At 43.2% G+C, this 15,238-nt stretch carries 28 protein-coding genes and 1 pseudogene; all 29 read right to left on the minus strand.

Going from position 1 to position 15,238, the window contains the following annotated elements:
* Window positions 1–15: 15 nt before the first annotated feature.
* A pseudogene (rplQ, locus tag ACES2C_RS03000) lies at window positions 16–536 on the minus strand (50S ribosomal protein L17).
* A gap of 91 nt (window positions 537–627) precedes the next feature.
* A complete protein-coding gene (locus tag ACES2C_RS03005; protein ID WP_374165536.1) occupies window positions 628–1,620 on the minus strand; it encodes a DNA-directed RNA polymerase subunit alpha in 993 nt (330 codons plus the stop codon).
* A gap of 68 nt (window positions 1,621–1,688) precedes the next feature.
* The gene (gene rpsD / locus ACES2C_RS03010) at window positions 1,689–2,297 is read right to left on the minus strand and encodes a 30S ribosomal protein S4 (RefSeq protein WP_374165537.1); all 609 of its coding nucleotides are present in this window, start codon (window positions 2,295–2,297) and stop codon (window positions 1,689–1,691) included.
* 151 nt (window positions 2,298–2,448) lie between these two features.
* The gene (gene rpsK / locus ACES2C_RS03015; RefSeq protein WP_374165538.1) at window positions 2,449–2,838 is read right to left on the minus strand and encodes a 30S ribosomal protein S11; all 390 of its coding nucleotides are present in this window, start codon (window positions 2,836–2,838) and stop codon (window positions 2,449–2,451) included.
* A gap of 13 nt (window positions 2,839–2,851) precedes the next feature.
* Window positions 2,852–3,229, minus strand: a complete 378-nt coding sequence (rpsM, locus tag ACES2C_RS03020) for a 30S ribosomal protein S13 (protein WP_374165539.1) — start codon at window positions 3,227–3,229, stop codon at window positions 2,852–2,854.
* A gap of 74 nt (window positions 3,230–3,303) precedes the next feature.
* Window positions 3,304–3,420: a 50S ribosomal protein L36 gene (rpmJ, locus tag ACES2C_RS03025; RefSeq protein ID WP_008506259.1), complete on the minus strand. Its 117-nt coding sequence runs from the start codon at window positions 3,418–3,420 to the stop codon at window positions 3,304–3,306.
* A 1-nt stretch (window position 3,421) separates the two neighbouring features.
* On the minus strand, window positions 3,422–3,640 hold the full coding sequence (gene infA / locus ACES2C_RS03030; protein ID WP_021071231.1) for a translation initiation factor IF-1: 219 nt from the start codon (window positions 3,638–3,640) through the stop codon (window positions 3,422–3,424).
* Window positions 3,641–3,745: 105 nt separating this feature from the next.
* Window positions 3,746–4,531 carry a type I methionyl aminopeptidase gene (gene map, locus ACES2C_RS03035; protein ID WP_374165540.1) on the minus strand — a complete coding sequence of 262 codons (786 nt, stop codon included), beginning with the start codon at window positions 4,529–4,531 and terminating at the stop codon, window positions 3,746–3,748.
* Between the two features lie 10 nt (window positions 4,532–4,541).
* Window positions 4,542–5,873 carry a preprotein translocase subunit SecY gene (gene secY, locus ACES2C_RS03040; protein WP_374165541.1) on the minus strand — a complete coding sequence of 444 codons (1,332 nt, stop codon included), beginning with the start codon at window positions 5,871–5,873 and terminating at the stop codon, window positions 4,542–4,544.
* 3 nt (window positions 5,874–5,876) lie between these two features.
* On the minus strand, window positions 5,877–6,323 hold the full coding sequence (gene rplO / locus ACES2C_RS03045; protein ID WP_374165542.1) for a 50S ribosomal protein L15: 447 nt from the start codon (window positions 6,321–6,323) through the stop codon (window positions 5,877–5,879).
* Window positions 6,324–6,325: 2 nt separating this feature from the next.
* Entirely contained in the window at window positions 6,326–6,505 is a 180-nt protein-coding gene (rpmD, locus tag ACES2C_RS03050; protein WP_374165543.1) for a 50S ribosomal protein L30, read from the minus strand.
* A gap of 5 nt (window positions 6,506–6,510) precedes the next feature.
* Entirely contained in the window at window positions 6,511–7,014 is a 504-nt protein-coding gene (rpsE, locus tag ACES2C_RS03055) for a 30S ribosomal protein S5 (protein WP_374166898.1), read from the minus strand.
* Window positions 7,015–7,041: 27 nt separating this feature from the next.
* Complete coding sequence (gene rplR / locus ACES2C_RS03060; protein WP_374165544.1) at window positions 7,042–7,395, minus strand: 50S ribosomal protein L18; 354 nt, start codon at window positions 7,393–7,395, stop codon at window positions 7,042–7,044.
* Between the two features lie 6 nt (window positions 7,396–7,401).
* Window positions 7,402–7,959, minus strand: coding sequence for a 50S ribosomal protein L6 (gene rplF, locus ACES2C_RS03065; protein WP_374165545.1), 558 nt, complete (start codon window positions 7,957–7,959; stop codon window positions 7,402–7,404).
* Between the two features lie 16 nt (window positions 7,960–7,975).
* On the minus strand, window positions 7,976–8,377 hold the full coding sequence (gene rpsH / locus ACES2C_RS03070) for a 30S ribosomal protein S8 (protein WP_374166899.1): 402 nt from the start codon (window positions 8,375–8,377) through the stop codon (window positions 7,976–7,978).
* Window positions 8,378–8,515: 138 nt separating this feature from the next.
* Entirely contained in the window at window positions 8,516–8,785 is a 270-nt protein-coding gene (rpsN, locus tag ACES2C_RS03075; RefSeq protein WP_374165546.1) for a 30S ribosomal protein S14, read from the minus strand.
* Window positions 8,778–9,344, minus strand: a complete 567-nt coding sequence (rplE, locus tag ACES2C_RS03080) for a 50S ribosomal protein L5 (RefSeq protein WP_374165547.1) — start codon at window positions 9,342–9,344, stop codon at window positions 8,778–8,780. Before rplE ends, rpsN begins: the two co-directional genes overlap by 8 nt.
* Complete coding sequence (rplX, locus tag ACES2C_RS03085; protein ID WP_374165548.1) at window positions 9,341–9,685, minus strand: 50S ribosomal protein L24; 345 nt, start codon at window positions 9,683–9,685, stop codon at window positions 9,341–9,343. Before rplX ends, rplE begins: the two co-directional genes overlap by 4 nt.
* A gap of 1 nt (window position 9,686) precedes the next feature.
* Window positions 9,687–10,055, minus strand: a complete 369-nt coding sequence (gene rplN / locus ACES2C_RS03090; RefSeq protein ID WP_374165549.1) for a 50S ribosomal protein L14 — start codon at window positions 10,053–10,055, stop codon at window positions 9,687–9,689.
* Window positions 10,055–10,309, minus strand: coding sequence for a 30S ribosomal protein S17 (gene rpsQ / locus ACES2C_RS03095; protein WP_374165550.1), 255 nt, complete (start codon window positions 10,307–10,309; stop codon window positions 10,055–10,057). The genes rplN and rpsQ overlap by 1 nt, the downstream gene beginning before the upstream one ends.
* 13 nt (window positions 10,310–10,322) lie before the next feature.
* Window positions 10,323–10,553: a 50S ribosomal protein L29 gene (gene rpmC, locus ACES2C_RS03100; protein ID WP_374165551.1), complete on the minus strand. Its 231-nt coding sequence runs from the start codon at window positions 10,551–10,553 to the stop codon at window positions 10,323–10,325.
* An 86-nt stretch (window positions 10,554–10,639) separates the two neighbouring features.
* Window positions 10,640–11,062: a 50S ribosomal protein L16 gene (rplP, locus tag ACES2C_RS03105; RefSeq protein ID WP_128770424.1), complete on the minus strand. Its 423-nt coding sequence runs from the start codon at window positions 11,060–11,062 to the stop codon at window positions 10,640–10,642.
* Between the two features lie 42 nt (window positions 11,063–11,104).
* The gene (gene rpsC, locus ACES2C_RS03110; RefSeq protein WP_374165552.1) at window positions 11,105–11,956 is read right to left on the minus strand and encodes a 30S ribosomal protein S3; all 852 of its coding nucleotides are present in this window, start codon (window positions 11,954–11,956) and stop codon (window positions 11,105–11,107) included.
* A 6-nt stretch (window positions 11,957–11,962) separates the two neighbouring features.
* Window positions 11,963–12,325, minus strand: coding sequence for a 50S ribosomal protein L22 (rplV, locus tag ACES2C_RS03115; protein ID WP_374165553.1), 363 nt, complete (start codon window positions 12,323–12,325; stop codon window positions 11,963–11,965).
* Window positions 12,326–12,328: 3 nt separating this feature from the next.
* Window positions 12,329–12,595: a 30S ribosomal protein S19 gene (rpsS, locus tag ACES2C_RS03120; protein WP_374165554.1), complete on the minus strand. Its 267-nt coding sequence runs from the start codon at window positions 12,593–12,595 to the stop codon at window positions 12,329–12,331.
* A complete protein-coding gene (rplB, locus tag ACES2C_RS03125) occupies window positions 12,595–13,419 on the minus strand; it encodes a 50S ribosomal protein L2 (RefSeq protein WP_374165555.1) in 825 nt (274 codons plus the stop codon). The genes rpsS and rplB overlap by 1 nt, the downstream gene beginning before the upstream one ends.
* An 8-nt stretch (window positions 13,420–13,427) precedes the next feature.
* Complete coding sequence (gene rplW, locus ACES2C_RS03130) at window positions 13,428–13,718, minus strand: 50S ribosomal protein L23 (RefSeq protein WP_374165556.1); 291 nt, start codon at window positions 13,716–13,718, stop codon at window positions 13,428–13,430.
* Between the two features lie 2 nt (window positions 13,719–13,720).
* Window positions 13,721–14,350: a 50S ribosomal protein L4 gene (gene rplD / locus ACES2C_RS03135; RefSeq protein ID WP_374165557.1), complete on the minus strand. Its 630-nt coding sequence runs from the start codon at window positions 14,348–14,350 to the stop codon at window positions 13,721–13,723.
* 1 nt (window position 14,351) lies between these two features.
* Window positions 14,352–14,939 carry a 50S ribosomal protein L3 gene (gene rplC, locus ACES2C_RS03140; protein ID WP_374165558.1) on the minus strand — a complete coding sequence of 196 codons (588 nt, stop codon included), beginning with the start codon at window positions 14,937–14,939 and terminating at the stop codon, window positions 14,352–14,354.
* Window positions 14,940–15,238 lie beyond the last annotated feature (299 nt).

Raw genomic sequence — 15,238 nt, forward strand, 5'->3', positions numbered from 1 at the left:
AGAAAACAATTCTTTTTAAGCTTTCTCTTCTGTAGCAGCGTCGGCAGCCGGAGCTTCCGGAGTTTCAGCAGTTGCTGTCTCAGCAGCAGGAGTATCTGTAGCTTTCTTTGCCTTACCAGATCCACGTCTGCGAGTAGTCTTCTTTTCAGGCTGTGCTGCAGCTTCAGCCTTGTACGTAGTGTTGTAGTCAACAAGCTCGATGAAAGCCATCTCAGCATTATCACCAGGACGATTTACTAACTTGATGATACGAGTATAGCCGCCCGGACGATTCGCAACTTTTGCAGCTACGTCGCGGAACAGTTCAGAGACTACGTCTTTATCCTGCAGGTAACTGAAAACAGTTCTACGTGAATGAGTAGTATCATTTTTAGCCTTAGTGATCAAAGGCTCAACATAGGTACGCAAAGCTTTCGCCTTAGCCAATGTTGTAGTGATACGCTTGTGCTTAATAAGCGAAGAGGCCATATTCGCCATCATCGCTTTACGATGACTATCGGTACGGCCTAAGTGATTGATTTTTTTCCGTGTCGCATTTTTCTTTTGTTTTACATGCTTATACCGTTCCGTCTGGCGGAGGATTTACAAACATGTCGCTTACTTATTATTCCAGCCTAAAGAGCTGGCTTATTCTTCTTCGAGTTTATATTTCACCAGGTTCATTCCAAACGATAAACCTTTTGATTTCACGAGGTCCTGGATTTCAGTAAGAGACTTCTTACCAAAGTTCCTGAACTTTAACATATCAGCTACGTCATAAGACACAAGATCAGCTAAAGTACGGATATCCGCAGCCTTCAGACAGTTTAGTGCCCGAACAGACAGATCAAGGTCTACAAGCTCGGTCTTCAGGATCTTCCGCATATGCAGGATCTCCTCGTCAACCTCCTTCGTCTCTTCCTTAGCCTGTGCTTCCAGCATGATATTCTCATCAGAGAAAAGAAGGAAGTGATGGATCAGGATCTTCGCAGCTTCCTTCAGTGCTTCTTCCGGATGAATTGATCCGTCTGTAGTAATATCTAAGACCAGCTTCTCGTAGTCAGTCTTCTGCTCTACACGATAGTTTTCAATGGTATACTTGACATTCTTGATAGGAGTGTAAATTGAATCAATAGCAATTACTCCTACATTAGCATCAGGATTCTTGTTCTCTTCGGCCGCTACGTAACCTCTTCCCTTATTTACAGTAAGTTCAACTTCAAGGGTAACAGTTGACTCCATGTTGCATAGGACCAGGTCAGGGTTCAACACAGTGAAGTTGGTAGAGAACCTGGTGATATCTCCCGCCTTAAACTGCTCCTGACCATTGATCATGATATATATTTTCTCTGAATCACCTGATTCGCCTGTTTTCTTGAAACGAACCTGTTTCAGATTAAGGATAATCTCAGTTACATCTTCGACTACGCCCTTAATGGTAGAAAACTCATGAGAAACTCCGGAAAAGCGAATAGACGTAATTGCATATCCTTCAAGAGAAGACAGTAATATACGACGTAAAGCATTACCAATGGTAACACCGAAACCCGGCTCCAACGGACGAAACTCGAACGTACCGTCGAAATCGGTAGATTTCTGCATGATGACTTTGTCAGGCTTCTGGAATGCTAAAATTGCCATTTATATTCAGTTAAGTTTTTTAAACTGTAAAAGCACTGCCAGACAACCGATGTCTGGCAGTTTAAATATTATTTAGAGTACAACTCGACGATCAGGTTTTCCTTGATGTTTTCAGGAATCTCGTCGCGGTTAGGATAGTTGAGGAACTTACCAGAAAATTCCCCTGGATTCCACTCTAACCAGGCATACTTGTTCACTTTGCGGCCTGCTACAGAGTTAGTGACAGCTTCAAGGGACTGTGAGCGCTCGCGAACCGCCACAACATCACCTGCACGTAAAGAATAAGAAGGGATATTTACAACTTCACCGTTAACAGTAATATGCTTATGGCCTACCAACTGACGTGCAGCTGAACGTGTTGGAGCAATACCTAAACGGTAAACTGTATTATCTAACCTAGCTTCCAGTAACTTCAAAAGGTTCTCACCAGTAATACCTTCTCTTGATGAAGCGCGGTCAAAAAGGTTCTGAAACTGACGTTCTAAAACACCATAGGTGTATTTCACTTTTTGTTTCTCCTGCAGCTGTACAGCATACTCTGACTGCTTGCCACGACGCTTAGAAGCTCCGTGCATTCCGGGAGGATAATTCTTTCTTTCTAGTGCTTTGTCAGGACCAAAAATTGGTTCTCTGAATTTACGGGCGATCTTGGACTTTGGACCAGTATATCTTGCCATTGTTGTTCGTTTAAAGTATCAGGCAACCCGCAGTTGCCGAATCTTATCTTTAATAATTAATTTCTTTCTTATGTCACTGTGTCTTGCCGGGACGCGCAGATTGCGGAAGTTTGCCGTCTTCAGTCTCAGGTATTTAACCTTAAGTCTGTTATTACACTCTCCGTCTCTTTGGAGGGCGACAACCGTTGTGAGGAAGCGGAGTGATATCCTTTATAGTCGTTACTTCCAGCCCGGCGGTCTGCAGGGTACGGATCGCGGACTCACGGCCAGCTCCAGGACCTTTCACAAACACTTCAACCTTTCTTAGTCCCAGGTCGAATGCAACTTTACCGCAATCAGCAGCAGCCTGTGAAGCAGCGTAAGGAGTGTTCTTCTTGGACCCCTTGAAACCCATCTTACCAGCAGAAGACCATGAGATAGCCTGTCCCTGGGAGTTGGTCAAAGTGACGATGATATTGTTGAAAGTAGCGTTGATATGCGCCTGTCCTACCGGCTCAATAACCACTATACGCTTCTTAGTTACTTTTTTAGTCTTAGCCATTACTTATCTGGTATTATTTAGTAGCCTTTTTCTTGTTAGCAACAGTCTTACGTTTTCCTTTACGGGTACGGGTGTTGTTCTTAGTCCTCTGTCCGCGTACAGGTAAGCCTTTACGATGACGAAGACCGCGATAACATCCGATATCCATCAAACGCTTAATGTTTAGCTGAACTTCAGAACGTAATGCTCCTTCAACCTTAATCTGGTCGTTAATGATTGTACGGATTGCTGCTAACTGATCATCGGTCCATTCTTGTACTTTCACATCGTATCCGATACCGGCCTGATCTAAAATGCTCTGCGCAGTAGCTCTTCCGATACCGTAAATGTAAGTAAGGCCGATCTCTCCTCTTTTGTTTCTTGGTAAATCAATACCTGCTATTCTTGCCATATTTCGATTAATGATTGATTCTTGAGAACAGATAGATCAAATCCGCATTTAATCTAACTTCCCCAATAATTATTTTACCCTTGGCGCTGCTTATACTTAGGGTTCTTCTTGTTAATTACATAAAGCTTACCCTTACGGCGAATTATTTTGCAATCAGCGCTGCGCTTCTTGATGGATGCTCTAACTTTCATCTTATTTATATCTGTAAGTAATTCTGCCTTTCGTGAGATCATAAGGAGACATCTCCAGCTTCACTTTGTCTCCGGGAAGAATCTTGATGTAATGCATCCGCATCTTGCCTGAAATATGAGCAATAATCTCGTGCCCATTTTCTAATTCAACCCGAAACATCGCGTTTGACAATGCTTCCTTTATGATACCATCTTGCTCAATAGAGGCTTGTTTAGCCATATTTTATTGATTTCTATTTAATTATCCCCTAACATTTGGGGTTGCAAAATTAAATAAAAAAATTAATTAATATTCTTTTTCCGTATTTTTCTGATAATTTGTGGTTTAGGAATCAGACTTCAACACTTCGTCAATATATTCAAAAGTTGATAGCACATCGGCCTTACCTTTTCGTACAGCTACTGTGTGCTCAAAATGAGCTGAGGGTTTCCCGTCTACAGTACTTACTGTCCAGCCGTCTTTCCAGAACTTCACGCCCGCTTTTCCTAAATTAATCATTGGTTCTATAGCAATGACCATACCCTCCTCCAGCTTCATCCCGGTTCCCCGCTTTCCATAGTTCGGAACTTCAGGCTTCTCGTGGATTGAATAACCTACACCGTGCCCTACCAGTTCCTTCACTATTCCGAAGCCATGTTTCTCAGCATGCTCTTGTACCGCCCAGGCAATATCACCAATGCGAAGGCCTGCAACAGCCTTTTCAACTGCACGCTCAAGACATTCGCGGGTTACCTGCAGTAATCTCTTCACTTCAGGATCAACTTCCCCAACAGCAAATGTGAAGGCCGAGTCGCTAACGAACTTGTTCAGATTCACGCCACAATCAACAGAAATAATATCTCCTTCCTTTAACTCATCGTTTCCAGGAAAGCCGTGAACCACTCTGTCGTTTGTAGAAATGCAAACAGAATACGGAAAACCATTAAAATTAAGAAACGCAGGTACTCCTCCGTGGTCACGGATATAAGTATCAGCTGCGTTGTTAATTTCGATGGTCTTAACTCCAGGGCGAATCATTTTTGCTAATTCGCCCAGAGTCTTAGAAAGAAGCGAAGAGCTGGCCCTGATGAGCTCAATCTCTTCGTCTGTCTTAAAATTAACCTTTGACATGTATATCAAATTATAATGCAGGGCCAGTAGCTCCTGTAGAAACAGGCGTGCGGCCTCTTAATCTTCCCGTCTTCATCAGGCCATCATAATGGCGCATCAGCAAGTGACTCTCGATCTGCTGAAGCGTATCAAGGACTACTCCGACAAGAATCAACAAAGAAGTACCGCCGTAGAAGTGAGCAAAGCTGCTGTTCACGCCAAGTACGATTGCGATAGACGGAAGGATTGCAATGATAGCCAGGAATACAGATCCGGGAAGAGTGATTTTCGAGATCACAGCGTCAATATAATCACCGGTTACTTTACCCGGCTTAATTCCAGGAACAAAGCCTCCGTTCTTCTTCATGTCGTCAGACATTTGAACAGGATTTACAGTGATCGCTGTGTAAAAGAAGGTAAAGGCTATAATCAAAATTGCGAAAGTCAAATTATAAGCCACAGATGTGTAATTCGTGAGAGCAGTTAAAACGGGCCCCTGCGCACCAGGGAAAAACTGTCCTACACTCATCGGAATAAACATCAGAGCCTGCGCAAATATAATTGGCATTACACCTGCCGCATTCACTTTCAACGGAATGTACTGACGCACCCCTCCGTATTGCTTGTTGCCCACGATCTTCTTGGCATATTGCACCGGGATCTTTCTAACCCCCTGCACGATAAGGATCGTGAAAATAACAACGAAGAACAGTGCTACAATCTCAACGATAAAGGGGATGATACCGCCACTTCCTGTCAACCGGGAGTCAAGCTCCGCAATGAACGCACCGGGAAGCTGCGCAATAATTCCAACCATGATAATGAGTGATATTCCATTACCAATTCCTTTATCCGTAATCTTCTCACCTAACCACATCACAAACAAAGTACCAGCGGTAAGTATCACCATCGAAGTGATAGAGAACAAAGGCTCCCCAAGCATCTTAGCATCGGGAGTAATTTGCGTCCTCACATACCCAACTGCCTGTAGCAAAGTAATTGCAACGGTAAGATAACGTGTAATCTGATTCAGCTTCTTTCTTCCACTCTCCCCCTCCTTTTGCATTTTCTGGAAAGTAGGCACAGCGATGCCCAGCAGCTGAACAACGATAGATGCAGAGATGTAAGGCATAACGCCTAAGGCAAATATAGAAGCCCGGGCGAAGGATCCCCCGGCAAACATATTCAACAATCCCAGGAGGCCTTCTCTGGCATGATTCTCGAGAGCTACTGGGTTGACTCCCGGCAATACAATAAATGAGCCAATACGGTAAATTAAAAGAAATAAGAGTGTGTTTAAAATACGCACTCTTAAGTCTTCAATTTTCCAGATATTGGAAAGGGTAGTGAATAACTTCTTCATTAATTACAATTTAACAATAGCACCGCCTGCTGCTTCAATTGCTTTTTGAGCCGAAGCGGTAAAAGCATGAGCAGTCACTTCAAGTTTGCTTGTTACCTCACCTCTTCCGAGGACCTTTACCAGGTCGTTCTTAGAAACAAGACCATGCTCTCTCAGAGTATTAAAGTCAATGCTTGTTAAGCTAAACTTCTCTGCAAGGCTTTGTAAAACGTCCAGGTTGATCCCAACATACTCCACGCGATTGATATTTTTAAAGCCGGTCTTTGGAATACGGCGCTGCAAAGGCATCTGACCACCTTCAAAACCGACCTTCGAAGACGTGCCGGAACGAGACCCCGCTCCTTTGTGACCACGGGTCGAAGTACCACCACGTCCGGAACCAGTACCCCGGCCAATACGCTTTTTATTCTTAGTTGAACCTTCTGCAGGTTTCAAATTACTTAAGTTCATGATTAAATACTTTCTACTGCTACAAGATGATTAATTTTCCTTACCATCCCGATAATAGACGGGGTAGCTTCCACTTCTACAGCCTGGTTGATCTTACCAAGACCAAGAGCCTGCATAGTTCTCTTCTGGCGCTCGCTTCTGTCGATAACGCTTTTAATCTGAGTGATCCTGATTTTCGCCATGATACTTATCCGTTAAAAACTTTACTAAGATCCACACCGCGTTGCTGTGCCACTGTATATGCATCACGCATCTGCGCTAATGCAGCTACCGTAGCCTTCACCACGTTGTGAGGGTTAGATGATCCTTTAGATTTTGCTAATACGTTATGAACACCGGCACTTTCAAGAACCGCACGCATTGCACCACCGGCAATTACACCGGTACCGTTTGATGCGGGCTTAATCAGTACATAACCGCCGGAAAACTTTCCGTATTGCTCGTGAGGCACAGTTCCGTTAATCACCGGAACCTTCACCAGGTTCTTTTTAGCATCATCAATGCCTTTCGCGATTGCCTCAGTAACTTCTTTTGCCTTACCAAGCCCGTAGCCTACAACTCCATTCTCGTCACCCACAACTACGATGGCTGAAAAACTGAACGTACGACCACCCTTGGTCACCTTAGCAACGCGCTGTATGCTAACTAAGCGATCTTTTAATTCGATTTCGCTCGATTTTACTCTTTTTATATTGATAGTTGACATCTATTCTTCAGATTAAAAATTCAGACCGCCTTCGCGTGCACCCTCAGCGAGTGACTTAACACGTCCGTGATACAAATAACCATTTCTGTCAAACACCACCTGAGTGATACCTGCAGCTACGGCCTTCTCTGCTACAAGTTTACCGACAGCCTTAGACTGCTCAACTTTATTTCCTGTTGCTGTAAACTCTTTTGATAAAGAAGACGCAGCTACCAGGGTCTTACCAGTAGTGTCATCGATAACTTGAGCATATATGCCCTTATTGCTTCTGTACACTGACAAACGAGGGCGTTCAGTAGAGCCAGCCAGTCTGCGTCTGATGCCTTTTTTAATTCGCTCTCTGCGAGATATTTTAGTTCCTGCCATGACTTATTATTTTTTAGCTGCTGATTTACCTGCTTTTCTTCTTAATGTCTCACCAACAAACTTGATACCCTTTCCTTTGTAAGGCTCAGGAGCACGCAGTGAACGAATCTTCGCTGCCACTTGTCCAAGTAATTGCTTGTCGATACTTTCAAGAATAATAGTCGGGTTCTTTCCCTTTTCAGCAGTGGTTGCTACTTTAATTTCTTTAGGTAATTCAAACACGTAGTGGTGAGAATAACCAAGTACTAAATCCAGGGTATTGCCAGTGTTAGTGGCACGGTAACCAACACCCACAAGCTCTTGCTCGAGCTTATATCCTTCAGTTACACCCTTAACCATATTATTAATAAGTGCACGGTAAAGGCCGTGAAGAGCTTTATGACGCTTCTGGTCTGACGGACGGTTAACCTGAAGTTTACCATCTTCCTGAGAAACTGTGATGTCTCCGTCTAATTTCTGTGATAATTCTCCTTTTGGGCCTTTTACTGTTACTACATTCTCTGCAGAAACAGTAACAGTAACTCCTCCGGGGATTGCTATTGGGGCTTTTCCTACTCTTGACATGCTTTAATCCTCCTGATTAATGTACGTAACATAATACTTCGCCACCAATGTTAAGGTTGCGCGCTTCCTTGTCTGTCATTACTCCCTTTGAAGTAGACAAAATCGCAATTCCTAAACCGTTTAATACACGTGGCATGCTGTCTACACCTGCATATTTTCTCAAACCAGGCTTACTCACACGTGTAAGAGTGCGAATAGCAGGAACTTTAGTTACAGGATGATACTTCAGCGCAATCTTGATGATGCCCTGAGCATTGCTGTCCTCAAACTTATAGTTCGCGATGTAACCTTTATCAAAAAGGACCTTTGTGATTTCCTTTTTGAGGTTTGATGCAGGAATTTCTACAACCCTATGGTTGGCCTTAATGGCATTCCTTACTCTTGTAAGATAATCTGCTATTGGATCTGTATTCATTATTTGTTGTTTTTGGTAGTGGTATCCACCATCGGACCTGCTACCGGTTAATATTCTAGTTGTAGGTGATAAGTTATAGGTAATAAGTAATATACGCCGCTCACGACGTATAACTTACTACTTATAACTTAAAACTCGATTTTACCAGCTTGCCTTCTTTACTCCCGGGATCTTTCCTGCAAGAGCCATTTCACGGAATGTAACACGTGAAATGCCAAACTGACGCATATATCCTCTCGGACGGCCTGTAAGCTTGCAACGGTTGTGCAAACGAACCGGAGACGCGTTCTTAGGCAATTTATCTAATTCAGCGTAATTACCTTCAGCTTTCAAAGCAGCTCTCTTCTCAGCATACTTGGCAACTAATCTGGCACGTTTTACTTCCCGTGCTTTAACACCTTCTTTAGCCATTATTTACTGTCTGATTTTTAAATGGTAAACCAAATTGCTTTAATAATTCCAGCGCTTCTACATCGTTTTTCGCCGAAGTTACAAAGGTAATATCCATTCCCATAATTTTGTTGATCTTGTCAATATTAATCTCCGGGAAAATGATTTGCTCAGATATACCTAATGTATAGTTTCCATGACCGTCAAAACCTTTATCGTTGATGCCCTTGAAATCACGGATACGGGGCAATGCTACAGAGATCAAACGATCAAGAAACTCATACATCTGGCTATCGCGTAACGTTACCCGAACACCAATAGGCATTCCCTTACGAAGCTTGAAGTTCGAAATATCCTTCTTTGACTTCGCTGCTACAGCTTGCTGGCCAGTAATGGTGGTAAGTTCATTGATTGCATTCTCAATTAACTTCTTGTCGGTAGTTGCAGAACCAACGCCCTGGTTGATCGCAATTTTCTCAAGCTTTGGAACCTGCATTACACTCTTGTACTGGAACTTTTCCTTTAGTGCAGTGCGGATCTCCTGCTGATATTTTGATTTTAATCTTGGTACGTAACTCATTGCTTGATTTCCTCCCCGGATTTTTTAGCGATTCTTACTAATTTGCCTTCAGCATTCTTTTGTCTGCCTACACGGGTTGGTTTGCCAGTCTTAGCATCAACAACCATCAGGTTTGATACATGGATAGGTGCTTCTTTTTTCACAATACCGCCATTCGGATTAGCAGCATTAGGCTTTGTATGACGTGATACAACATTTGCCCCTTCTACTATAACCCTGTTTTCTTTTAGCAGTACTTCTAAAACTTTGCCCTGCTTACCTTTTGAGTCGCCGGCAATTACCTGAACTAGGTCCCCCTTGCGGATCTTTAGCTTAGGCTGTGTATTCTTTTTCTTTTCCATGTTACAATACCTCCGGTGCTAATGATACAATTTTCATGAATTGCTTCTCACGCAGCTCTCTCGCAACCGGACCGAAAATACGTGTACCACGTGGCTCGTCCTGATTATTTAGTAATACTGCTGCGTTGTCGTCGAAACGGATATAAGAGCCATCCTTACGTCTGATTTCCTTCTTTGTTCTCACAACAACTGCTTTGGAAACTGTTCCTTTCTTTACGTTTCCAGAAGGAATAGCACTTTTCACGGTTACAACGATCTTGTCACCAACAGAGGCATAACGCTTGCCGGTTCCACCCAGAACGCGGATTACTAAAACTTCTTTAGCACCGCTGTTATCTGCAACATTAAGTCTTGATTCCTGTTGTACCATTACTTAGCCCTTTCTAATATTTCAACTAATCTCCAGTTTTTGTTCTTACTCAGCGGACGAGTCTCCATAATCAACACAGTATCACCGATACCGCAAGTGTTGCTTTCGTCATGAGCCATAAATTTGGTAGTCTTGTTTACGAACTTTCCGTAGATCGGGTGCTTTACCTTCCTTTCTACTGCAACTACGATAGACTTATCCATCTTGTTGCTAACTACCAACCCGATACGGGTCTTTCTTAATTTTCTTTCCATTTCGACTCTAAAATTATTCAGTTTCAGAAGCGGACTGTGGTGCAGCAGCAGCTTCGGCCGCCTTACGCTTAGTCAATTCTGTATTCAAACGTGCGATATCTTTTCTCACCTTGCTGATACGAGATGGATTCTCGATGGCAGAAACCGTATGCGCAAATTTTAATTTAGTGAGATTGGCTTTCTCCTCGCTGATGCGGGCAACAATCTCTTCAGTTGATAGCTCTAATATTTCTGAGGTTTTCATCTTTTCTAAGTTCTAAGTTTTAAGTTTTAAGTTCTAAGTTCTAAGCAATTCACTTATAACTCATCACTTAAAACTCATCACTTCTATCATGCTTCTACGTAATCTCTACGTACTACGAATTTAGTCTGTACCGGTAACTTTTGAGCAGCTAAACGTAATGCTTCCTTAGCTATTTCCAAAGGCACACCTTCAGCTTCAAAAATCATCCTTCCCGGACGAACTACCGCTACCCAATACTCGGGAGCACCCTTACCCTTACCCATACGTACCTCTGCAGGCTTCTTGGTAACAGGCTTGTCAGGGAAAATACGAATCCACACCTGGCCTTCACGCTTCATATAACGTGTAACGGCGATACGTGCAGCTTCGATCTGACGGCTGGTGATCCAGGCAGGTTCCAGCGATTTTATTCCGAAAGAACCAAATGCAAGTTCAGCACCACGGGTGGCTAAACCTTTCATTTTGCCCTTCTGCATTTTTCTGAACTTCGTTCTTTTTGGCTGTAACATCTTTTTCTGTATTTATATCGTTAAACGATGTCTCAAAATCAATTATCTGTTCCCACGGTTTTGCTGACCACCGCCACGGTTCTGGCCGCCACGATTTTGTCCACCACGATTCTGACCTCCGCGGTTCTGACCACCTCTTCTGTCGCCACCACCTCTTCTGTCATTACCACCTCTCCGGTCTCCTCTTTCTCCACCGTTGAAAGATGCAGCGCCTTCGCCTCTACCCCTTACACCGGTAGTCTGTCCGATGTTCGGAGAAAGATCGCGTCTGCCATAAACTTCACCTTTACAGATCCACACTTTAACCCCAATCTTACCATAAGTAGTAAGGGCTTCAGCAAGTGCATAATCGATGTCAGCACGAAACGTATGCAGAGGAATTCTTCCTTCCTTGTATTGTTCTGTACGTGCCATTTCAGCTCCGCCCAAACGACCAGAACACATTACTTTGATACCTTCTGCGCCAATTCGCATGGTAGAAGCAATCGCTGTCTTCATCGCACGACGGAATGAAATTCGCGCTTCAAGCTGCTTAGCTATACCTTCAGCAACTAACTGCGCATCGAGTTCAGGACGCTTGATCTCGAAGATATTGATCTGAACATCTTTCTTGGTCAGTTTCTTCAACTCTTCCTTGATCTTATCCACTTCCTGGCCACCCTTCCCGATCACAATACCCGGACGGGCAGTATGAATCGTTACAGTGATACGCTTCAAAGTACGCTCGATCACTAGCTTAGCTACACCGCCTTTAGCAATACGAACTGACAGGTACTTACGAATCTTCTCGTCCTCAACTAATTTATCGGAGTAGTTGTTGCCACCGAACCAGTTAGAATCCCAACCTTTGATGATTCCTAATCTGTTACCTATTGGATGTGCTTTTTGTCCCATTTCTCCTTAATTAGTTTGTGTTTCAAGATTCTTGCTGTCAACTACCAGAGTGACGTGGTTTGAACGCTTGCGAATTCTGTATCCACGGCCCTGGGGCGCAGGCCTAAGCCTTTTTAACTGACGACCACCATCTACAAACACTGTTTTCACAAACAACTCATTGTCTTCAGGACGCTGGCCTTCGTTCTTTGCTTCCCAGTTCTTTATAGCAGATAATAAAAGTTTCTCAACTTTCTGGGCAGCTTCTTTATTTGAATATTTTAAAATATACAGAGCCTTCTCAACACGCTCACCACGAATCAGGTCAACAACCAGTCTCATCTTACGAGGTGAGGTAGGGCAATTATTTAATTTTGCTACTGCTTCCATTACTTATTTTTTCTTTTCAGCGTGACCTCTAAATGTTCTGGTTGGAGCAAATTCTCCCAACTTGTGACCAACCATATTTTCAGTTACATAAACCGGAATAAACTTATTTCCGTTGTGTACTGCAAATGTATGACCTACGAAATCAGGAGAAATCATGGACCGGCGTGACCAGGTTTTGATTACCGACTTCTTGTTGGTTTCGTTCATAGAAAGCACTTTGCTCTCCAGATTATGATCAATATAAGGGCCTTTTTTAATTGAACGAGCCATTATTTCTTCCTCCTTTCAATAATGTAACGACTTGAGGCTTTCTTCGTATTACGGGTCTTATAACCCTTAGCCAATACTCCGGTCCTTGAACGTGGGTGACCTCCTGAGGCACGACCTTCACCACCACCCATAGGGTGATCGACTGGGTTCATGGCTACCCCGCGAACGCGTGGACGAACACCTAACCAACGCTTTCTACCTGCCTTACCTAACACTTCATTTGACTTCTCAGAGTTAGACACAGTACCGATAGTAGCCATACATGAAGCAAGGATCATACGGGTCTCACCAGAAGGCAGCTTAATGATAGCATACTTTCCGTCGCGTGCTGAAAGCTGAGCATATGTTCCTGCACTCCGTGCGATAGACGCGCCCTGACCAGGATTCAGCTCGATATTATGGATAATAGATCCAAGAGGAATATTCTTCAAAGGAAGAGCATTTCCAACTTCCGGAGCTACACTCTCCCCTGATACTACAGTCTGACCAGGCTGTAGTCCTTCCGGAGCAATGATGTAGCGTTTCTCACCATCTGCATAGTGCAGAAGAGCGATACGTGCTGTACGGTTTGGATCATACTCAATAGTGGCAACAGTTGCGGGGATATCGTTTTTATCGCGTTTAAAATCTATCAATCGGTATGCTTTTTTATGTCCCCCACCGATGTAACGCATAGTCATTTTACCGGAGTTATTTCTACCGCCTGACTTCTTGATTGATACTACCAACGACTTTTCTGGTACGTTTGTAGTTACATCAGAATAATCGCCCCCTACGCGGAAACGAGTACCAGGAGTAACCGGTTTAAATCTTCTAACTGCCATTGTTCTAATTAAATATTGCTGTAAAAGTCAATAGTTTCACCATCTTTCAGCGTTACGATCGCCTTTTTGTATTTAGGCGTCCGGCCTGATACGAAACCAGCCTTTGTGTAACGGTTTTTTGCTTTCCCAGATACCACGATAGTGTTTACAGCTTCAATGTTCACACCATACATTTGTTCAATAGCAGTTTTGATCTGCAACTTGTTGGCTCTGTGATCTACTTTAAATGCATACCTGTTTAACTTCTCAGTTAAAATGGACGCTTTTTCTGTTAAAATAGGTTTCTTTAAGATCTCCATAATTACCTGGCAAATGCCTCCTCCAATGTTTTAACAGAACCGGTAGTTAACAAAAGCTTACCTGCGTTCAATACATCATAAGTATTCAGCTGATCAGCAGTGATCACTTTTGCCTTCTTAAGATTTCTGCTTGATAAATACACATTATTATTAGCAGCCGGTAATACAAGTAAAGTCTTTTCAGCAGCTATATTTAGATCTGTTACCAGCTTCACATAGTTCTTTGTCTTGATTGTTTCAAAAGTGAAATCTTCAAGAACAACGATGTTATTATCTTTTGCTTTGTACGACAACGCCGACTTACGGGCTAATTGCTTCAACTTCTTGTTCAGTTTGAAGCTGTAATCGCGTGGCTGAGGACCAAAAACACGACCCCCACCATTGAATAAAGGAGACTTGATATTTCCCGCACGGGCACCGCCAGTACCTTTTTGCTTGTATAACTTACGGGTAGATCCTGCAATCTCATTACGTTGTTTAGACTTGTGAGTTCCCTGACGCTGATTGGCAAGATATTGCTTCACGTCAAGGTAGATTGCGTGATCATTCGGCTCTACGCCAAAAATCGATTCAGGAAGCTGCACCTTGGCACCTGTTTCTTTACCTGAAATATTTACTACGCTAACTTCCATCTTATTTATCAACGATTACGTAAGAACCTTTAGCTCCCGGAACGGAACCGCTAACTACTAATAAATTCTGCTCAGGATAAACCTTCAGAACCTGCAGGTTCTGAACTTTAACCCTTGAACCACCAGTACGACCAGCCATGCGCATTCCCTTAAATACACGGGAAGGCCATGAAGACGCACCCAGTGAACCTGGAGCCCTTAACCTGTTGTGCTGTCCGTGAGTTTGCATACCCACACCACCAAATCCATGACGTTTCACAACACCCTGGAAACCTTTACCTTTTGAAGTTCCGACAACATCTACGAAGTCACCCTCTGCAAAAAGCTCTACAGTTACAGTATCGCCCAAAGTCTTCTCATCTTCAAACGTCTTAAACTCCACAAGCTTCCGCTTTGGAGTAGTGTTTGCTTTTGCGAAATGGCCTTTTAACTGTTCGGTAGTGTTCTTTTCTTTCTTCTCATCGAAAGCTAACTGAACTGCCTCGTAACCGTCTTTCTCGACGGTACGCACCTGTGTCACAACACAGGGACCAGCTTCGATCACCGTACATGGAATATTGCGTCCATCGGCATCGAAAATGCTGGTCATTCCTACTTTTTTCCAATAATACCTGACATTTTCTTTTAATCTTTTTCGCCCATCGAAGCAGTAGGGCTTCGCTCAAGGCATAATAATCCCCTTTTAGGGACGGCAAAGATAGGAATGTTTGATTAATTATCAAATACTTAGGATGTTATTTTTTTAAGAAATTATACTATTTCTTAACTTGATCCTCAGCGGGTTCAGTTTAAACTCATTAAGCTCTCCGGGTGGGCCGGCAGACGGCTCAAGTATCGCCGAAATTTATCGGATATCCAACAAAAACTTGTAAAAAAGCGGGGACAAAC

Origin of the sequence: Arcticibacter sp. MXS-1 (assembly GCF_041902385.1) — a bacterium.
Taxonomy (GTDB): domain Bacteria; phylum Bacteroidota; class Bacteroidia; order Sphingobacteriales; family Sphingobacteriaceae; genus Arcticibacter.